This window comes from Micromonospora sp. WMMD737, from assembly GCF_049179055.1.
Lineage (GTDB): Bacteria > Actinomycetota > Actinomycetes > Mycobacteriales > Micromonosporaceae > Micromonospora > Micromonospora reichwaldensis.
Genome location: NZ_JBMHMH010000001.1, coordinates 3,782,736 through 3,800,260, shown reverse-complemented (window position 1 = coordinate 3,800,260; position 17,525 = coordinate 3,782,736). Strand labels below are relative to the sequence as shown.

Below are 17,525 nucleotides of genomic sequence, written 5' to 3'. Positions count from 1 at the left end.
GGTGCGCGTCAAGGTGGAGACATGACCGAGCACGAGTCCGACCCGCAGCGCCGGCCGGCACACCCCGACGCCGAGCCGTCGCACCCCACCGCCGAGCTGCCGCGCGCCGAGCGCGCGCAGTCCGACTCCACCCCCGCCGGTGACTCCGCCCCGACCATCGGCCTGACCACCGTGCCCGGCGGCGACCCCGCCCCGGCCGCCGGTGACTCCGTCCCGCCCGGCCCCTTCGCGCCCGCCCCGGCCGTTGTGCAGCACCCGGCCGCCGGCCAGCCCCAGCCGTATCATCCGCAGGCCGCCAGCCAGCCCGGTCACCCGCAGGCCGCAGGCCAGTCCGGTTACCCGCAGGCCGCGGGTCAGCCCGGCTACCCCCAGGCCGCCGGGCAACCAGGTCACCCGCAGCCCGGCTACCCGCAGGCCCCCGGCGCGCCCTGGTACGGCCAGCAGTCCGGCTGGAGCGGCGGGGGACAGCCGGGACAGCCGTACGGTCACCAGCCGCACCCCTCCGGCCAGCCGGTCCCGCCCTGGGCGGCCCCGCAGACGGCGGGCCCCCGGCCCAGCCGGATCGCCAAGTTCGCCGGCGCCGGGGTGGCGGTCTTCGCGCTGATGCTCGGCTCGGGCGTCGCCGGCGGGGCGCTCGCGCTCGCCGTCGACGGCGACTCGGGCATCACCCGCACCTACTCCGCCGCGCCGATCATCAACGGTGCCGACCTGCCCCGGATCGCCGCCGCCGTGCAGCCCAGCGTCGTCTCGATCGGCACGGACAACGGCGAGGGCTCCGGCGTGATCCTCACCGCCGACGGCTTCGTGCTCACCAACAACCACGTGGTCGCCTCCGCCACCGACGGCAAGGCCGTGGTGACCTTCGCCGACGGCAAGACCGCCGAGGCCAAGATCGTCGGCACCGACCCGAAGACCGACCTCGCGGTGGTCAAGGCCGACGGCGTCAGCGGCCTCAAGGCCGCCACCTTCGGCGACAGCGACGCGATGCAGGTCGGCGACCAGGTGCTCGCCCTCGGCAGCCCGCTGGGCCTCCAGGGCTCGGTCACCGCCGGCATCCTCAGCGCCCGGGACCGCACCATCCAGGCGGGCAGTGGGCAGCAGCGGCAGGACCCGTCACAGGGGGCCAGCTCGATCGCGGGGCTGCTCCAGACCGACGCGCCGATCAACCCGGGCAACTCCGGCGGCGCACTGGTCAACACCAGGGGCGAGGTGATCGGCATCAACACCGCGATCGCCACCGCCGGGCAGGGCAGCAGCGGCAACATCGGCGTCGGCTTCGCCATCCCCAGCAACAAGGCCAAGGACGTGGCCGGCAAGCTCCAGCGGGGCGAGAAGGTCAGCCACCCGTCGCTCGGGGTCAGCGTGACCCCCGCCGAGGGCGGCGGGGCCCTGGTCGCCGCCGTCACGCCGGGCAGCCCCGCCGAGAAGGCCGGCCTGCAGCGCGGCGACGTGGTCACCCGGTTCGGCGACAAGGTGGTCAACGACTCGGACGACCTGGTCGGCGCCGTGCAGGCCGGCAAGGTCGGCGACCGGGTCGAGGTGACCTACAAGCGCAACGGCACCGAAGCCAGGGCGACCGTGACGCTCGCCGAGACGTCATAACCGGCGACCGAAGACATTCCTCCTCCCTCCGGGCGGCGGGTGGCGGGGCCAAGGGGGTTGGCTCCGTCACCCGTCGCTCCCTCTGACGGCGGTTCACCCGGTGCGGGTGAGCCGCCGTCACCCGTCGTGCCGGAATCGTCGGCAGTCAGGACCGGCGAGGCGTACGGAGGGTGCGATGACCACGGCAGCGGCCGTTCGGACCGACGAGCGGATCCAGCGGGACGTGCTCGACGAACTGGGCTGGGACGCCCAGGCGCAGCCGAACGAGATCGGGGTGACCGTCCACGACGGCGTCGTCACCCTGACCGGTTGGGTCGACGGGTACGCGCGCAAGTGGGCGGCGCGGCGCTGCGCGCAGCGCGTACGGGGGGTGCGGGCGGTCGCCGACGACGTCGAGGTGCGCCTGCCCGGCGAGCCGGGTCGTACGGACGCCGAGATCGCCATCGCGGCGGGCCGGGCGCTGGAGTGGGACAGCTTCGTCCCCGCCGAGCGGCTGGACGTCACGGTGGCCAACGGCTGGGTGATGCTCCGTGGCGAGGTGGAGTTCGGCTGGCAGCGGCGCACCGCCGAGCGGGAGTTGCGCCGGCTGCGGGGCGTACGCGGGGTGACCAACCTGGTCGAGGTGCGCCCCGTCACCCGTGCCGACAGCGAGCGGCTCCGGCGCGACCTCCAGCGGGCGCTGGGGCGCGGCATCGGCACGGAGCGGGTGACCGTCGAGGTGGACGGGGACACGGTCGTGCTGACCGGGGTGGTGCGCTCCTGGTGGGAACGGGACGAGGCGGAGCGGGTGGCCTGGTCCGGCGAGGGGGTTCGGGCGGTGCGGGAGCAACTCCTCGTGGGCGGGTGACCGCCCGGATCGTCCCGTTTAGTGGCGCCGCCGCCGGGAAACCGTCGTCGACCCCGCCCGCCCCGCGGGCATCGGTCGCGGCGGGGCCGGCCCGGTGATGCCACAGCAGTGACCGAGGGGGAGGAATCCGTGGCCGTGAACCGTCCGTCGCCCGACCGATCGGCACCGCGGCCGTTGCGGATCGCGATGGTGGTGCCGCCGTGGCTGTCGGTGCCGCCGCCCGGCTACGGCGGGCTGGAACAGGTGGTGACCGGCCTGGTGGAGACGCTTGTCGACCGGGGTCACGCGGTCACCGTGTTCGGGGCGGGCCGGGAGCACGGGACCGCCGCGGCGTTCGTCTCCACGGTGCCCGAACTCCAGTTCGACCGGCTCGGCGAGGCGCTGCCCGAGCTGGCCCACCTGGCCCGGGTCAACCACCGGGTCCACGCCGGCGACTTCGACATCGTCCACGACCACACCACCATCGGCCCGCTGATCGCCGGCCACCGGGCCGTGCCCACCGTCGCCACCGTGCACGGCAACCCCGTGGGCGAGTACGGCGACGTGCTCAGCGAGACCGACAGGGGGGTCGGGCTGGTGGCCATCTCGCACGCCCAGCGCCGGCTCAACCCGCCGCTGCACTGGGTCGGCACGGTGCACAACGCGATGGACGTCCGGGGCGTCCCGCACAAGACCGCCCCCGGGCAGGGGCCGGTGCTCTGGCTTGCCCGGTTCAGCCCCGACAAGGGCCCGGACGTCGCCATCCGGGCCTGCCGGGCCGCCGGCCTGCCGCTGGTGCTGGCCGGCAAGTGCAACGAGCCGGCCGAGCGCCGCTACTACGACCAGGTGGTCCGGCCCATGCTCGGCGAGGACGTCCGGGTGGTGCTCGACGCCGACCGGGCCGAGGCGCTGCGGCTGCTGGTCGAGGCCCGGTGCCTGATCATGCCGATCCGGTGGGACGAGCCGTTCGGCATGGTGATGGTGGAGGCGATGGCGACCGGGACGCCGGTGGTGGCGCTGGACCGGGGGGCGGTGCGGGAACTCGTCCGCCCGGGAAGGACCGGCCTGATCTGCGAGCACGTGGACGAGCTGCCCAGCGCTCTGCGCGCGGCGACGGGCATCGACCCGGCGGCCTGCGTCGCGCACGTGGCGGAGAACTTCTCCACCGGGCGGATGGCCACCGGCTACGAGGAGGTGTACCGCCGCTTCATCGCGGAGGCGGCGTCGCCCGAGGCGGCCCGGGAGCCGGTCCGGGCGCGGGCCCGCTGACCCCCGGCGGTCAGACCCGCGCCGCCCCGAGCGCGGTGATCGCGCTGTCCAGCCGGCGGGCGTACGCGTCGGTGAGGGCGCCCTCGCCGCGCCGGATCGCGACCTTCTCGCGGAGCCGGGCGATCCGCTCGCCCAGGTCGCCCGAGCGGGCGCGGGCCGCGTCGGTCAGGTTACGCAGCTCGTTGCGGAAGTCGAGGCCGACGTCGGGGCGGATCCCCCCGTCGTCGAGACCGGCGCCGATCAGCCCGTCGATCCGGTTGGCCGCCTCGATGAGGTCGCCGCGCTCCGGAGACGTCGGGGTCGGCCGGGGCGCGACCGGCGGGGCGGACGTCGGGGCCGGGGAGGCCGCCGGGAGCGGTGCGGCGTCGACCGTGGGCGTGGGGGAGGGCGGTGGATCGGACGGGCCGGTGCTGGGCAGCGCCCGGGGCGGGCTCGACTCCTCCTGACGGATCGCGGGCACGGCCAGGGCCACCCCCACGAGCAGTACGACCGGCACGATCAGCACCGGGCGCGGCAGGCGGCGCCGACGGCGCTCCCGGGCGTGGCGGGCGCTGCGCGGCTCGGACCCGCCGCCCGGCCCTGCCGCGCCTGGATCTGTCACGCCTGGATTTGCCACGGCCCGCCCTGCCACGGCTGGTCCTGCCGCCCCGCTGCCCGCCTTCCCGCCGGCCGGTTCTCCCGTGCCGCCCGGGCCTCCCGTGCCCGGCACCGTCCCGTCCGCCGGCACCGCTCCGTCTGCCGGCAGCGTCCCGCCCCCCGGGGCCGGGGTGGCCGGCCCGGCGGGCAGGGTCGGGAGGGTGACCGTCGGCGCGAGCATGGTGGCGGCCTGCGGATCGGCGGGGAGCAGCTGGTCGCGCAGGAGGGTGGCGACCTGGCGGGCGGTGGGCCGGGCCAGCGGGTCCCGCTCCAGGCAGCGCAGGCAGGTGCGGGCGACCTCCGGCGGCAGGCCCGGCAGGTCGGCCAGCGAGGGCGGGCCCTCCCCGGCGAGCGCCTCGCTGAGCTGCTCCCAGGTGTCCGCCGGGTACGGCACCCGACCGGTCAGCGCCTCGTAGAGCAGCACGCCGAGGGAGTAGACGTCGGTGGCCGGCTGGGCGGGTGCCCCGTCGAGCCGTTCCGGCGCCACGTACGCGGGCGTGCCGAAGGTGCCCCCGTCCTCGTCGTCGTCCGGCGCGCCGATCCGGGTGGCGATGCCGAAGTCGAGCACCTTGACCCCGGCCCGGGTCATCATCACGTTGGCCGGGGTGATGTCCCGGTGCACGATGCCGAGCCGGTGCGCGGCGGCGAGCGCGTCCGCCACCTGGGCGGCTACCTCGACCGCCTCGGTCCACGGCAGCGGCCCCTCGGTGAGCCGCACCTCCAGCTCCTCGCCGGCCAGCAGCTCCATCACCACGAACGACGTTATCGAACCGTCGGGCGCGACGGTCTCGCCGTAGTCGTGCACCGAGGTGACGTGCGGGTGGACGAGCTGGGCGGCGGCGCGGGCCTCCTCGCGCACCATGTCGCGGAAGCGGGCGTCGGCGGCGAGCGACGGGGCGAGCACCTTCAGCGCCACGATCCGGTCGAGCACCTCGTCGCGCGCCCGCCAGATCACCGACATGCCGCCGGCGCCGATCTGGTCGACGAGCCGGTACCGGCGGGCCAGCAACCGGCCGGGGTGCAGTGCTGGCTTCACGGAACGCACCTGCCTCGCTGTGGGAGCGCTATCAGGTTGCGCGAATGTGTCGGGCCTGTCAACGGTCGACTACCTTCCGGGACCCGGGCCGCGTCGGCGACCTGCCCCTCCGCCGTCCCCGGGCCGACAACGGGCTGCCCCCGGGCCGCCCCTCAGCCGAGGAGCGGGCCGGCACCGGGCCGCCCCCGGCCCGCTCCTCGGCCGCCGCCGGGCCGGCACCGGGCGGGCGCTTTTGCGCCCGTGCCAGGATGGAACGCATGTCGCAGGGACCGGTGGCGTTCGTGCTCGGGGGCGGGGGAGTCCTCGGGGCGGTCGAGGTGGGCATGCTGCGGGCGCTGTTCCGGGCCGGCATCCGGCCCGACGTGGTGCTCGGCACCTCGATCGGGGCGGTCAACGGCGCGCTGGTCGCGGCCGAACCGTCTGAGGCGGTCACCGACCGGCTGGTCCGGCTCTGGGCCTCCCCCGAGGCGAGCGAGGTGTACGGCGACTCGGTGGCCCGCCAGCTGCGCCGGTTCGCCGCCCGTACCCACCTGCACTCGCCGCGCCCGCTGCGCAAGCTGCTGGAGGCCGAGCTGGGTGCGGAGACCACCTTCGCCGACCTCAAGGTGCCCTTCCGCTGCTGCGCAGCCAACATCGAGCGGGCCGCCGAGCACTGGTTCGACAGCGGGCCGCTGGTGCCGGCCGTGCTCGCCTCCGCCTCGGTGCCGGGGCTCCTGCCGCCGGCCCGGATCGACGACCAGCACTACATCGACGGCGGAATCGTGAACTCCATCCCGATCGGCGAGGCGGTCGCCGTGGGCGCCACGCGGATCTTCGTACTCCAGGTGGGCCGGATCGAGCGGGCCCTGACCCCGCCCCGGCGTCCCTGGGAGATCGCCCAGGTCGCGTTCGAGATCGCCCGGCGGCACCGGTTCGCCCGGGAGATGGCGGCCCTGCCCGACGGGGTGGAGGTGCACGTGCTGCCCACCGGCGGGCTGGAGCCGCGCGACGACACGCCGTGGGCGTACCGGGACATGGCGGCGGTGGGGCGGCGGATCAGCCGCGCCTACACGGCCTCCCGGCGCTACCTGGCGACGCAGTTGGAGCACTGATGCCCCTACCGCCGCGGTGGGTGCGTCGGCTGCTCCTGGCCCCCGGCGTGGTGCTGCTGGCCTTCCTGGTCGTGACGACCCTGCCGGTCTGGGCGCTGCTCGCGGCGGCCGCCTCGCCGCTGGTCCCGGGCCGGCTACGACCGCTGCGCCTGCTCTGGCTCGGCTGCGTCTACCTGGTCTGGGACGCGACGGCGCTGCTCGCGCTCTTCATGCTCTGGGTCGCCTCCGGCTTCGGCTGGCGGGTCCGCTCGCCCGGCTTCCAGCGGGCGCACTACGTGCTCGCCGGCTGGTTCCTGCGGGCGCTCTTCTGGCACGCCCGCTGGGCGCTGCACCTGAGCCTCGACGTGGTGGGCACCGACCCGGACACCGCGCTGCCCGGCCGGCCCGAGCTGGTGCTCTGCCGGCACGCCGGCCCGGGCGACTCGTTCATCCTGATTCACGCCCTGGTCAACTGGTTCAACCGGGAGCCGCGGATCGTGCTGAAGGACAGCCTCCAGTGGGACCCGGCGGTCGACGTGCTGCTCAACCGGCTGCCGAACCGCTTCCTCGCGCCGGGGCCGGACCGCCGGGGGTCGGTGACCGAGCAGATCGGGCACCTGGCCCACGGCCTGGACGACGACGACGCGTTCGTGATCTTCCCGGAGGGCGGCAACTTCACCCCCGGCCGCCGGCTGCGGGCCATCGAGAAGCTGCGCGGCCTCGGCCTCGAACGGATGGCGCGGCGCGCGGAGCGGATGCGGCACGTGCTCGCCCCGCAGCCGGGCGGGCTGCTCGCGGCGCTGGACGCCGCGCCCGACGCCGGGGTGATCTTCGTGGCGCACACCGGCCTGGACCGGATGCTGAGCGTCGGCGACGTGTGGCGGGAACTGCCGATGGACAAGCGGATCATCATGCGCTTCTGGTCGGTGCCGCCCGAGGAGGTGCCGACCGGTCGCCAGGAGCGGATCGACTGGCTTTTCGACTGGTGGGCGCGGATCGACGAGTGGATCGCGGCCAATCGGGACGGTGCCGCGTAGGGTGCGCTGGTGGACCAGATCTGCGTGGTGACGACGGTGGTGGACGCCCGTTCGGTCGCGGACGTGATGGCGGCGGCGGCCGTCGCCGGTCGGCTCGCGGCCTGCGCCCAGGTGGGCGGCCAGGTGGACAGCACCTACTGGTGGCGTTCCGGGGTGGACACGAGCACCGAGTGGTCGGTGCAGTTCAAGACCGCACCGGACCGGGCCGCCGCGCTGGTGGAGCAGATCCGGGCCAGCCACCCGTACGAGGTGCCGGAGATCCTGGTCACCCGGGTGGAGTGCGGCGACCCCGCCTACGCCGTCTGGGTGCACGAGCACACCCGGCCCTGAGTACCCGCACTCTGGTCAGGTGATCTCCCGGCCACCATGATGGCCGGGTGCAGAACACCGGTTACCCCTGTCCCGCCTGCGGCGCGCCGGCCGACCTCGGCTCCGGCTGCTCCGGTTGCGGCCGACCGCCGTACCCGGCCGCCGCCGAGGTGGTCCGGCTCGACCGGGAGATCGTCGCGCTCGGTGGCGAGGTCGAGCGGGCCCGCGCGGCGTACCAGGGACTCGCCGGCCGGCTGAACGCGGCCCGGCAGCGTCGGGCGGCGCTGGCCGCCGCGGTCCGGGCGGAGTTCCCCGCCCCGCGCCCGGCGGCGCCCGCGACTGCGGGGCCGGTGCGCCCCGCGTCCGTCGCGGCCCCGGTGCCGACCCGCCCGGCGCCGGGCGTGACCGCGCCGGTCGCGACCCCGGTGCCGGCGTGGCCGGGCCGGGGGCCCGTCGCTCCGGTCCCCGCGCCGCCGGGTGCGGGCGTCGGCGGGGCGGAGACCTCCACCCGTACGGTGCAGGGCCTGCTCTTCGTCCTCGGCGGGCTGCTGCTGGGCACCGCCGCGGTGGTCTTCACGGCGGTGGCCTGGGCGTCGGTGGGGGTCGCCGGCCGGGCCCTGATCCTGTTCGCGTTCACCGCCCTCGCCCTGGCCGCGCCGCTGGTGGCGGTGCGGCGTGGGCTGCGCGGCACCGCGGAGACCTTCGCCGCCGTGGGGCTGCTGCTGGTGCTCCTCGACGGGTACGCCGCCTGGTCGGTGGACCTGGTCGGGGTAGCGGACTGGCCCGCCACCCGGTACGCCGCGCTGGTTGGGGGGGCCGGCGCGGCGGTCGCCGCCGGGTACGCCCGGCTCAGCGGACTGACCGTGCCGTGGTTCGCGGCCCTGGTGACCGCGCAGCCGGTGCTGCCCCTGCTCGTCGTCGACGCCCGGCCGGACGCCGCCGGCTGGGCGATGACCTTCCTGGGGGTGGCGCTGCTCGACCTGGCGGTGCTGGTCGCGCTGCGCCGCCGGGGCACCCCGACGGCCGGTGCCGGTGCCGTCAAGCCGCCGGCGGCCGGGGCCGTCGGGACGCCGGCGGCCGGGGGCCCGACCGCTGGCGGCCCGGTCGCCGGTGCCGTCGCCCCGGCCGGTGCCGTCGCCCCGGCCGGCGTGGCGCCCGGGCCGTCCGGCGAGCGTCCGGCGGTCCTCGCCGGGCGCGTCCTCGCCTGGGTGGGGCACGCGGGCGCGCTGTTCGTGGCCGCGTGCTGCGCGCTCGTACCGCTGGCCCTCGGCCGGGCCGCCGGCGTTCCGCTGCTGGCCGGTGCGCCGCTGCTGCTGGTGGCGCTGACCCTGCTCGGCACGGCGCTGCTCACCGGCGGGGCGGTGTTCCGCGCCGTGGCCGCCGCGCTGCTGGTGCCGGTGCTGGCCGGCGCGGTGATCCGCCCGATCGCCGAGCTGGACCTGTCGCTGCTGCTCACGGCGCTGGTCGTGGTGGCGGTGGCCGGCGCGGTACGGCTGCTGCCCGCCGGGTGGCGGACCGGTCTCCGGGCCGGCGCGCTGCTGGTGGCCGGCGGGATGGCGCAGTTCGTCGTGCTGCTGGCCGTCGCGCTCGCAGGCGCCACCGCCGGCCGGTCGCTGCCGCCGTGGCAGGGGGCCGCGGCCGGGCCCGACGCCGACGGGGGGTGGCAGTTTCCGGTGGCGATCGCGCTGACCGTGGCCGCCTTCGGGTTGTTGCTGCCGAGGGCCGCCCGGCCGGCGCTGGCCGCGATCGGCGCGGCGGTCGTCGTGCTGGCGGTGCCGGCCGGCTGGCCGTCGCCCTGGCCCGCGGTGGTGGCGCTGGACCTGGTGGCGGCGGTGGGCCTGCTGGCCGTCGCGGTGGGGCGTCCGGGCGTCCGGTCCTGGACGGTCCTGGCCGCGGGGGTGGCCGGGACCCTCCTGCTCGGGCACGGACTGGTCGTCGGGCTCGCCGCGACGGCGGGTGCGGGGGCGGCGCTCGCGGTGGTGCTGGTCGCCGGGACCGCCGTGGCGGCGGCCGGCCGGCGCGGCACGGCCGTGCAACGCCGGGTGGCCGGGACGGCGTCGGCCGTCGTGCCGGTCGCGGTGCCGGCCGGCGCGGTCGTCGCCCTCCTCGCCGTTGGTGCGCCGGCCTGGTGGCAGGCGCGGGCGGCGCTCGCCGCCGTCGCGCTGCTGCCCGTCGGGCTGCTCGCGGTCCGCCGGCACTGGCCCGACCTGCGGGCGTACGCCTCCGTCGGGCTCGCCGTGGCGGTCACGGCGGTCGGGTTGGCGCCGCTGGTAGTACCGGCCGACGAACCGGTGACGCTCTACGCCGCCGTGGCGGTCCTGCTGGCGACGCTGGGCGGTGCGGTGCGCTCCGACGTCGTCCTGCGGGTGGCCGGCATCGGGTTGCTCGTGGTCTCGGCCGCCGCCGCCCTGCCGGTGGCGTTGACGGCGCTCGTCGCCCCGTACGGCGAGGTGTCGCCCTGGTCCGGGGCGCCCACGGTCCGGGCCGAACCGGGGGCGCTCCCGGTGGGCCTGGCGTTGGCCGTGCTGGCGGTGGCCGGGGTGCTGGCCGGCCGGCAGGACCGGGCCGTCGTGCGGACCGGCCCCACCGGCGCGGACGCCGTCGTGTCGGCGGGCGCCGTTCCGTCGGCGGGCGCTGTCGCGTCGGCGGGCGCCGTTCCGTCGGCGGGCGCTGTCGCTTCGGCGGGCGCCGGTCGGTGGCGGGCCGCGCTGGTCGCGGTGCCGTTCGCCGCGGCCGCGCTGCCCGTGCTGCTGGTGGCCGCAGGGGTGCCGTGGCCGGTGTTGCCGGTCGGCACGCTGCTCGGCGGGGTGGCCCTGGTGCTCCTCGCAGCCCTGGCCGCACCGCGTCCGCTGCTCGCCCCGGTCGGGTTGCCGGTGGGGCTGGTGCTGGCGGCGTCCGGGCTGCTCGGGCTGCTGGCCACCCGGACGGGCACGATCGTCGGCCTCGGCGTGCTCGTCGTCGCGGCGGCGGTGGTCGGGATGGCGGCCCGCCGGGACGACGCCCGGCTGGGCGGCGCCCTGGTCGCGGTGGCCGCCGCGACCAGCCTCGCGGTCGTCGCGCCGCTGGCCGGCGGGCTGCCGGTACGGGCGGCCACGTTCAGCGTGCTCGCCGTCGCGGCACTCACCCTGGCCGCCGCGGCGGTGCTCGGTCAGGGCGCGGCCGGTCCGGCCCGCCGGGGACGGGCCACGGCGGCGGCGTTGGACGCGGCGGCCCAGGCGGTGGCGCTGGTCGCGCTGCTGCTCGCGGTGGGCTCGCTGCGCCACGCCGCGGCGGTCTGCGTGCTGTGGGGCGCCGCCGTCGCGCTGCGGGTGCTGCCCCGGGGCGAGTCGGCGGGCCGGCGGTGGGCCTTCGCGGGCATCGCCGGCGGCAGTGAGCTGCTCGGCGGCTGGCTGCTGCTGGCCGCCGGGGACGTGGCGGTGCTGGAGGCGTACACGGTGCCGGCGGCGGCGCTGGCTCTCGTGGCGGGCGTGGTGGCGCTGCGTACCCGGCCCGGGCTGAACAGTTGGCTGGCACTGGGTCCGGGGCTCGCGGCCGGGCTGCTGCCGAGCCTGGTGTCGGTGCTGGTGGCTGCGGACCCCCAGCCGTGGCGGCGGCTGCTGCTGGGCGTCGCCGCGCTCGCCGCGGTGCTCGCCGGGGCGACCCGCCGCTGGCAGGCGCCGGTGCTGCTGGGCGGGGTGACCCTGGCACTGCTCGCGCTGCACGAGCTGGTCCGTGGCTGGGACCTGCTGCCCCGCTGGATCTTCCTGGCCGTCGGCGGGTTCGCGCTGATCGGGCTCGCCACGACCTACGAGCGGCGCCGCCGGGACCTGGCCCGGCTCCGGGCCGCCGTCGGCCGGATGGGCTGATCAGGCCCGGTCACGGGTGCCGGAGGTAGGGCTCGCCCTACCCCCGAACCGGGGGTGGGCAGGGTTACTCAGCGCAACCGTTCGCCGGAGACTGAAAGCGGGACGCGCCGGCCGGCGCGCTCCGGGATCGAGGAACGGGAACGGGAGCCGCGATGGTGCTCGGAGCGGTGGCGGAACCGCCGGTACGGCGGGGCAGTGACTACGCGCAGTTGTCCCGGCGGATCAGCGGGGCGGGCCTGCTGGAGCGACGCCCGGGCCGGTACGTGACCCGGATCGTGCTCACGCTCGGCGTCTTCGCGGCGGGCTGGGCGGCCGTCGGCCTGGTCGGCGACTCGTGGGCGCAGCTCCTGGTCGCCGTCTTCCTCGCCGTCGCCACCACCCAGGTCGCGTTCCTCGGCCACGACGCCGGCCACCGGCAGATGTTCCGGCGGCGCGGGCCGAGCGAGGCCATCGGCCTGCTCACCGGCAACCTGGCGGTCGGGCTCAGCTACGGCTGGTGGGTCGACAAGCACAACCGGCACCACGCCAACCCCAACCACGAGGATGAGGACCCCGACGTCGGGGCCGGCGCGCTGGTCTGGACGTACGAGCAGGCCGCCGCGACGCGCGGGTTAGGCCGCCGGCTGGCCCGCCGGCAGGCGTGGCTGTTCTTCCCGATGCTGCTGCTGGAGGGGCTCGCCCTGCACGTGGCGAGCGTGCAGGCGATCGTGGGGCGGGACTCCGACGGTCGGTTCCGTACCCCGATGCGGCGCCGCGGTGTCGAGGCGCTGCTGCTGGTCCTGCACGCCGTGGGCTACCTCGGTGCGCTGCTGCTGGTGATGTCGCCGGTGAAGGCGCTGCTGTTCGTCGCCGTCCACCAGGGGCTGTGGGGCTTCTACATGGGCTGCTCGTTCGCCCCCAACCACAAGGGCATGCCGATGCCCACCGCCGACGACGACCTGGACTTCCTGCGTAAGCAGGTGCTCACCTCCCGCAACGTGCGGGGCGGCCGGCTCGTCGACGTCGCCCTGGGCGGGCTCAACTACCAGATCGAGCACCACCTCTTCCCGAACATGCCCCGGGCCAACCTGCGCCGGGCCCGGCCGATCGTCCGCGCCTACTGCGCCGAGCAGGGCATCCCGTACGCCGAGACGGGGCTGGTCGAGTCGTACCGTCAGGCGCTCGCGCACCTGCACGAGGTGGGCCGGCCGCTGCGCGGCTGAGACGCGCGAACGGGGGCGGCGCGGTCGGCGCCGCCCCCGTTCCGTGTGCGGTAGGGCTCAGGAGCCCATGGACTCGATCAGCTCCTGCGGTGCCTCCTGCGTGTCGCCCGCGGCGGGCTTCTTGACGGTGACCGGGGCGCCGAAGTCCGAGTAGTTGGTGATCATGGTGCCCAGCGACTCGTGCAGCACCTGGGTGTCGATGGCGAACTCGACGAGCCGGCCCTGGTCGTCCACCCTGGCGGTGAACGGGACGGCCTTGGCCTTGTCGCCGAGGGCCTGGATGGCCTTGTCGTCGGGCTTGGTGCGGGTGTAGTCGAGGGTGCCGGAGTAGCTGCCCGGGGCGGTGCTCTCGACGTCCACCACGCTGTCGACCATCTGCTTCGCGCCGCCCGGGTCGCCGTCGGGCATCAGGTTGAGCTGGCCGCTCTTGCCGAGCTTGGTGGCATCCATGTGCATCCACTTCTTCGGCATCCCCTGCATGCCGGTGACCTTCAGGTAGACGTCGTTGCCGAGCATCAGGATCCGGAAGGTGCCCTCGGCGCCCATCTTCAGCGTCATGTCGCCGGTCTTGGTGGCCGGGTCCATCACGCCGCTGCCGTTGATGACCGGCGACGTGAGCTGCATCTTGACGGTCTGCTGGTTGAGCTTCTGCGCGGCGGCGGCCAGCTCGGCGCGGGCGTCGGCGGGGGCGCTGCTGGCCGGTGCCGCGCCCGTGGTGCCACCGTCGCCGGCCGGAGCAGCCGTGTCCGTCCCCGTACCGCACCCGGTGAGACCGAGGGCGAGGGCGGCGACGAGCGCGACCCCCGTGGTCGCCAGCCGTCGAGTGTTCATCGTGGAAATCTCCTCACGCAGGGTGGGCCGGGGGCGACGCCGGTCGCGGGCCCGGCCGGGCCGCCGGTCAGCCTAACCCCGCCGGTCCACAGCCGCTCATCTATGCCGTGGCGGTCCCCGGGCCGCCGCGCCGCCGGGGTGGGCCACACCTCCCGCCGCTGGTCGGCGTCGTCGCGACCGGTCCCGGTAGGGTCTCCCCATGGCAGACGTGCTCACCGCCGAGGCGGTGCGAGACGAGCTGGGTGGGCTGGCGGGCTGGTCGGGAGACCCCGCCGGGATCACCCGCACCGTGGAGCTGGCCAGCTTCCCGGAGGCCATCGCGGTGGTCGACCGGGTCGCCGTGACGGCGGAGGAACTGGACCACCACCCCGACATCGACATCCGCTGGCGGACCCTGACCTTCCGGTGCGTCACGCACTCGGCGGGTGGGGTCACGCGGCGTGACCTGGAACTGGCTCGGCGGATCGACGAGATCGTGGGGAGCGTCGGATGAGATTCGAGATCAGCAAGGTGCTGGACGCCATCGAGGGCCGGGTCAGCACCGACCCGTCGCTGGCCCGGGCCGTCGTCGACCTGGCCGAGGTGATCCGCTACCAGGATCTCGACGGCGGCCGGCCGGCGAGCCTGCTCCGCCTCGGCATGGTGATCGACGCCCTCGCCCGGGAGATGGAGGAGGACAGCGTCCCGGTCTACGCGGTGGTCCACCGGGCCCTGCTCTCCGACGCCGACCTCACCTCCAACGAGCGCATGGTGGTCCGCCGGTGGGCCGACGACGGGCTGGTCGAGGTGCTCGACAACCCGGGCGACCGGATGCTGGAGGTGGCGGACCTGCTCGGGCTGCCCGTCCTCACCCGGGTGCGGGCCGACGGCCTGCGCGGGCGCTACCCGTGGCTGGTCGAGCAGGCCGGCCGGGTGCTCGCCCCGGTGCCCGGCGCCGGCGGGCCGGCCTTCGTCGCCCACGTCGGCGGCGGGCACACGCCCGTCGCCGGTGACCGGTCACCGGCCGGCGTGAAGCTGCTCGCCCGACGCTGGCGCTGCGCGGAGCCCGGCTGCGCGCTCTTCGGCGGTGGTGGGGGCGGCGGGGCCTTCGCCGACCTGTCCCGGGTGGTGGAGCGCAGCCCGGCCGGCCAGCCGCCGCCCACGCTGCGCGGCGGCGTGCCGACCTGCCCCCGGCACGGCACCCGGCTCGGCGACGCCGGTCCGCGACCGCGGAGCGCCGTCCTGGCCGTGCGCGTGGGAGGGCTGATCCGCCGACGCTTCGTGCTCACCGAGGACGAGCCGGCGGTGGTCGGCCGCGCCCCCGACCAGGCCGGCGGGATCACCCTCGGGCAGTGGCTCAACGACGAGGCGCGCCGCTGGATCAGCCGCAGCCACGTCCGGTTCGAGCTGCGGGTCGGCGAGGTGATCGTGACCGACGTGAGCACCAACGGCTCGGGCATCCGCCCGGGCGGGTCGATGGCGGAGCCCGACCGGGTCCCGCTGGCGCCGCAGCAGTCCCGGGTGCTCGCCGAGGGCGACATGGTGGAGCTCTACCCCGGCGTGCAGATCGGCCGGCCCGACGAGCTTCCCACCGGCGCCCCCTACACGCCCACGTCGGTCATGGCCGAGGCACCCACGATGGCGATGCGCCTGCCCCGCTGAGCCGCCGGGAGACGACGGCGGGCGCCGGGACCGTGGTCCCGACGCCCGCCCTTGTCGTACGAGGCTCAGCCGGCCAGCACCGCGGCGAGCTGGGCGACCGCGTGGTCGATCTCCTCCTCGGTGATCACCAGCGGCGGGGCGAGCCGGATGGTGGCACCGTGGGTGTCCTTGGCGAGCACCCCGCGCTCGGCGAGCCGCTCGCACGCCTCCCGGCCGCTCATCAGCGCCGGGTCGATGTCGAGGCCGGCCCACAGGCCCCGCCCCCGCACCGCGACGAGGCCCCTGCCGACCAGCGACCGGAGGCCGGCGTGCAGCCGGGCGCCCAGCTGGGTCGAGCGGCGCTGGAACTCGCCGGTGGCCAGTAGCCGGACGACCTCGGTCGCGACGGCGCAGGCCAGCGGGTTGCCGCCGAACGTGGACCCGTGTTGGCCCGGCCTGAGCACGCCGAGCACGTCGGCGTTCGCGGCCACCGCGGAGACCGGCACGATGCCGCCGCCGAGGGCCTTGCCCAGCAGGTACATGTCGGGCGTGACGCCCTCGTGGTCGCAGGCGAAGGTGTCCCCGGTCCGGCCGAGGCCGGACTGGATCTCGTCGGCGATGAAGAGCACGTTCTGCTCGGTGCAGACCCGGCGTACGCCCGGCAGGTAGCCTGCCGGCGGCACGACGACGCCCTGCTCGCCCTGGATCGGCTCGATCAGCACCGCGACGGTGTTCTCGTCGATGGCGGCGGTCAGCGCCGCCAGGTCGCCGTAGGGGACGACCGTGAACCCCGGGGTGTACGGCCCGAAGTCGGCCCGCGCGTCCTCGTCGGTGGAGAAGCTGACGATGGTGGTCGTCCGGCCGTGGAAGTTCCCCTCGGCCACCACGATGTTGGCCTGCCCCGGCGCGACGCCCTTGACCTGGTAGCCCCACTTGCGGGCGACCTTGATGCCGGTCTCCACGGCCTCGGCGCCGGTGTTCATCGGCAGCACGAGGTCCTTGCGGCACAGCTCGGCCAGCTCGCGGCAGAAGTCGGCGAACTGGTCGTGGACGAACGCCCGGCTGGTGAGCGTCAGCCGGTCGAGCTGCGCGTGCGCGGCGGCGATCAGCGTCGGGTGGCGGTGGCCGAAGTTCAGCGCCGAGTAGCCGGCCAGGCAGTCGAGGTAGCGGCGGCCGTCCACGTCGGTCAGCCAGGAGCCCTCGGCGGAGGAGATGACCACCGGCAGCGGGTGGTAGTTGTGCGCGGTCCACCGCTCCGCGTCGCGGATCGCCTCCGGCGTCCGCAGCATGTCGTCGATCACTGGCTTGCCTTTCCCTGACGGAGTCGCAACGTGCAGCACTTCGGTCCGCCGCCGGCCTTGCGCAGCTCGGAGAGGTCGACACCGATCGTCTCGTAGCCCCGGTCGCGCAGCTTCGCGGCCAGGCCGGTGGCCTGCTCCGGCAGCACCACGTGCCGGCCGTCGCTGACCGCGTTCAGCCCGAAGACCTCGGCGTCGGCGAGGGTGGCGTGCACCGCGTCGGGGAAGAGCCGGCGCAGCACCGCCCGGCTGCCCGGCGAGAACGCCTCCGGCAGGTACGCCACCGTCCGCCCGTCGAGCACGGTGAGCGCGGTGTCCAGGTGGTAGAAGCGCGGGTCGACCAGCTGCATGGTCACCACGGGGTAGCCGAAGACCTCCTGGAGTTGCGCGTGCGAGGCGTGCGCGGTGCGGAAGCCGGTGCCGGCCAGCAGGTAGTCGCCGGCCAGCAGGATGTCGCCCTCGCCCTCGTTGACGTGCTTCGGGTCGTGCATCTCGAAGCCGGCGGCCTCGAACCAGGCGCGGTAGGCGGGGGCCTCGTCGGCGCGCTGCGGGTCGCGGAACTGCACGGCCATGGCCTTGCCGTCGATCACCGTGCCGCCGTTGGCGGCGAACACCATGTCGGGCAGGCCGGGCACCGGAGCGATCTCCTCGACGGTGTGGCCCAGGTCCCGGTAGATCTGGCGCAGCTGCTCCCACTGCCGGACGGCGAGGTCGGCGTCGACCGGCGCGGTCGGGTCCATCCACGGGTTGATGGCGTAGTCGACGGCGAAGTACGTCGGCCGGCACATCAGGAAGCGCTGGCTGGTGGCGTCCATCGTCATTGTCCTGCTCCCAGGGGTCGGGCGCGCCCGGCCACCTTCGGCCCACGGGCTGGCGCCGTTGCTCAACGTTATGCGCCGTCGATGGTGGAATCCACCGCTGGAAGTTGCGCAGGCCGACGAAAC

General features: G+C 75.9%; 14 protein-coding genes. 10 read left to right on the top strand and 4 right to left on the bottom strand.

The window, feature by feature from the left end:
- Positions 1-21: 21 nt before the first annotated feature.
- The 3 genes from ACN27A_RS16330 to ACN27A_RS16320 all read left to right on the top strand — a co-directional run bounded on the left by ACN27A_RS16330 (position 22) and on the right by ACN27A_RS16320 (position 3,697).
- The gene (locus ACN27A_RS16330) at positions 22-1,602 is read left to right on the top strand and encodes a trypsin-like peptidase domain-containing protein (RefSeq protein WP_421454310.1); all 1,581 of its coding nucleotides are present in this window, start codon (positions 22-24) and stop codon (positions 1,600-1,602) included.
- A 175-nt stretch (positions 1,603-1,777) separates the two neighbouring features.
- Positions 1,778-2,449 (top strand): BON domain-containing protein, encoded by a 672-nt coding sequence (locus ACN27A_RS16325; protein ID WP_421454308.1) that lies wholly within the window; start codon positions 1,778-1,780, stop codon positions 2,447-2,449.
- 129 nt (positions 2,450-2,578) lie between these two features.
- A complete protein-coding gene (locus ACN27A_RS16320) occupies positions 2,579-3,697 on the top strand; it encodes a glycosyltransferase family 4 protein (RefSeq protein ID WP_421454305.1) in 1,119 nt (372 codons plus the stop codon).
- Between the two features lie 10 nt (positions 3,698-3,707).
- Here the strand turns inward: ACN27A_RS16320 and ACN27A_RS16315 are convergent, their stop codons facing one another.
- Positions 3,708-5,369 carry a serine/threonine-protein kinase gene (locus tag ACN27A_RS16315; RefSeq protein WP_421454302.1) on the bottom strand — a complete coding sequence of 554 codons (1,662 nt, stop codon included), beginning with the start codon at positions 5,367-5,369 and terminating at the stop codon, positions 3,708-3,710.
- A 257-nt stretch (positions 5,370-5,626) separates the two neighbouring features.
- Between ACN27A_RS16315 and ACN27A_RS16310 the strand changes: the two genes are divergently transcribed.
- From ACN27A_RS16310 to ACN27A_RS16290, 5 genes are all read left to right on the top strand, one after another.
- On the top strand, positions 5,627-6,460 hold the full coding sequence (locus ACN27A_RS16310; protein ID WP_132231132.1) for a patatin-like phospholipase family protein: 834 nt from the start codon (positions 5,627-5,629) through the stop codon (positions 6,458-6,460).
- Positions 6,460-7,476: a 1-acyl-sn-glycerol-3-phosphate acyltransferase gene (locus ACN27A_RS16305; protein WP_421454299.1), complete on the top strand. Its 1,017-nt coding sequence runs from the start codon at positions 6,460-6,462 to the stop codon at positions 7,474-7,476. Before ACN27A_RS16310 ends, ACN27A_RS16305 begins: the two co-directional genes overlap by 1 nt.
- A 9-nt stretch (positions 7,477-7,485) precedes the next feature.
- Positions 7,486-7,806 carry a divalent-cation tolerance protein CutA gene (gene cutA, locus ACN27A_RS16300; RefSeq protein ID WP_132231134.1) on the top strand — a complete coding sequence of 107 codons (321 nt, stop codon included), beginning with the start codon at positions 7,486-7,488 and terminating at the stop codon, positions 7,804-7,806.
- 47 nt (positions 7,807-7,853) lie between these two features.
- Positions 7,854-11,630, top strand: coding sequence for an SCO7613 C-terminal domain-containing membrane protein (locus tag ACN27A_RS16295; RefSeq protein WP_421454296.1), 3,777 nt, complete (start codon positions 7,854-7,856; stop codon positions 11,628-11,630).
- Between the two features lie 152 nt (positions 11,631-11,782).
- Positions 11,783-12,832, top strand: a complete 1,050-nt coding sequence (locus ACN27A_RS16290; RefSeq protein ID WP_421454293.1) for a fatty acid desaturase family protein — start codon at positions 11,783-11,785, stop codon at positions 12,830-12,832.
- A 57-nt stretch (positions 12,833-12,889) separates the two neighbouring features.
- Here ACN27A_RS16290 and ACN27A_RS16285 read toward each other — a convergent pair whose 3' ends face one another.
- Positions 12,890-13,663 (bottom strand): hypothetical protein, encoded by a 774-nt coding sequence (locus ACN27A_RS16285; RefSeq protein ID WP_421454290.1) that lies wholly within the window; start codon positions 13,661-13,663, stop codon positions 12,890-12,892.
- Positions 13,664-13,862: 199 nt separating this feature from the next.
- Between ACN27A_RS16285 and ACN27A_RS16280 the strand changes: the two genes are divergently transcribed.
- Both ACN27A_RS16280 and ACN27A_RS16275 read left to right on the top strand, forming a co-directional pair.
- Complete coding sequence (locus ACN27A_RS16280; protein WP_421454287.1) at positions 13,863-14,156, top strand: 4a-hydroxytetrahydrobiopterin dehydratase; 294 nt, start codon at positions 13,863-13,865, stop codon at positions 14,154-14,156.
- Positions 14,153-15,304: an FHA domain-containing protein gene (locus ACN27A_RS16275; RefSeq protein ID WP_421454286.1), complete on the top strand. Its 1,152-nt coding sequence runs from the start codon at positions 14,153-14,155 to the stop codon at positions 15,302-15,304. The genes ACN27A_RS16280 and ACN27A_RS16275 overlap by 4 nt, the downstream gene beginning before the upstream one ends.
- 65 nt (positions 15,305-15,369) lie before the next feature.
- On the opposite strand, the gene rocD is transcribed toward ACN27A_RS16275, so the two are convergent.
- A complete protein-coding gene (rocD, locus tag ACN27A_RS16270; RefSeq protein WP_421454284.1) occupies positions 15,370-16,584 on the bottom strand; it encodes an ornithine--oxo-acid transaminase in 1,215 nt (404 codons plus the stop codon).
- Complete coding sequence (gene ddaH, locus ACN27A_RS16265; RefSeq protein WP_421458489.1) at positions 16,581-17,396, bottom strand: dimethylargininase; 816 nt, start codon at positions 17,394-17,396, stop codon at positions 16,581-16,583. Before ddaH ends, rocD begins: the two co-directional genes overlap by 4 nt.
- Positions 17,397-17,525 lie beyond the last annotated feature (129 nt).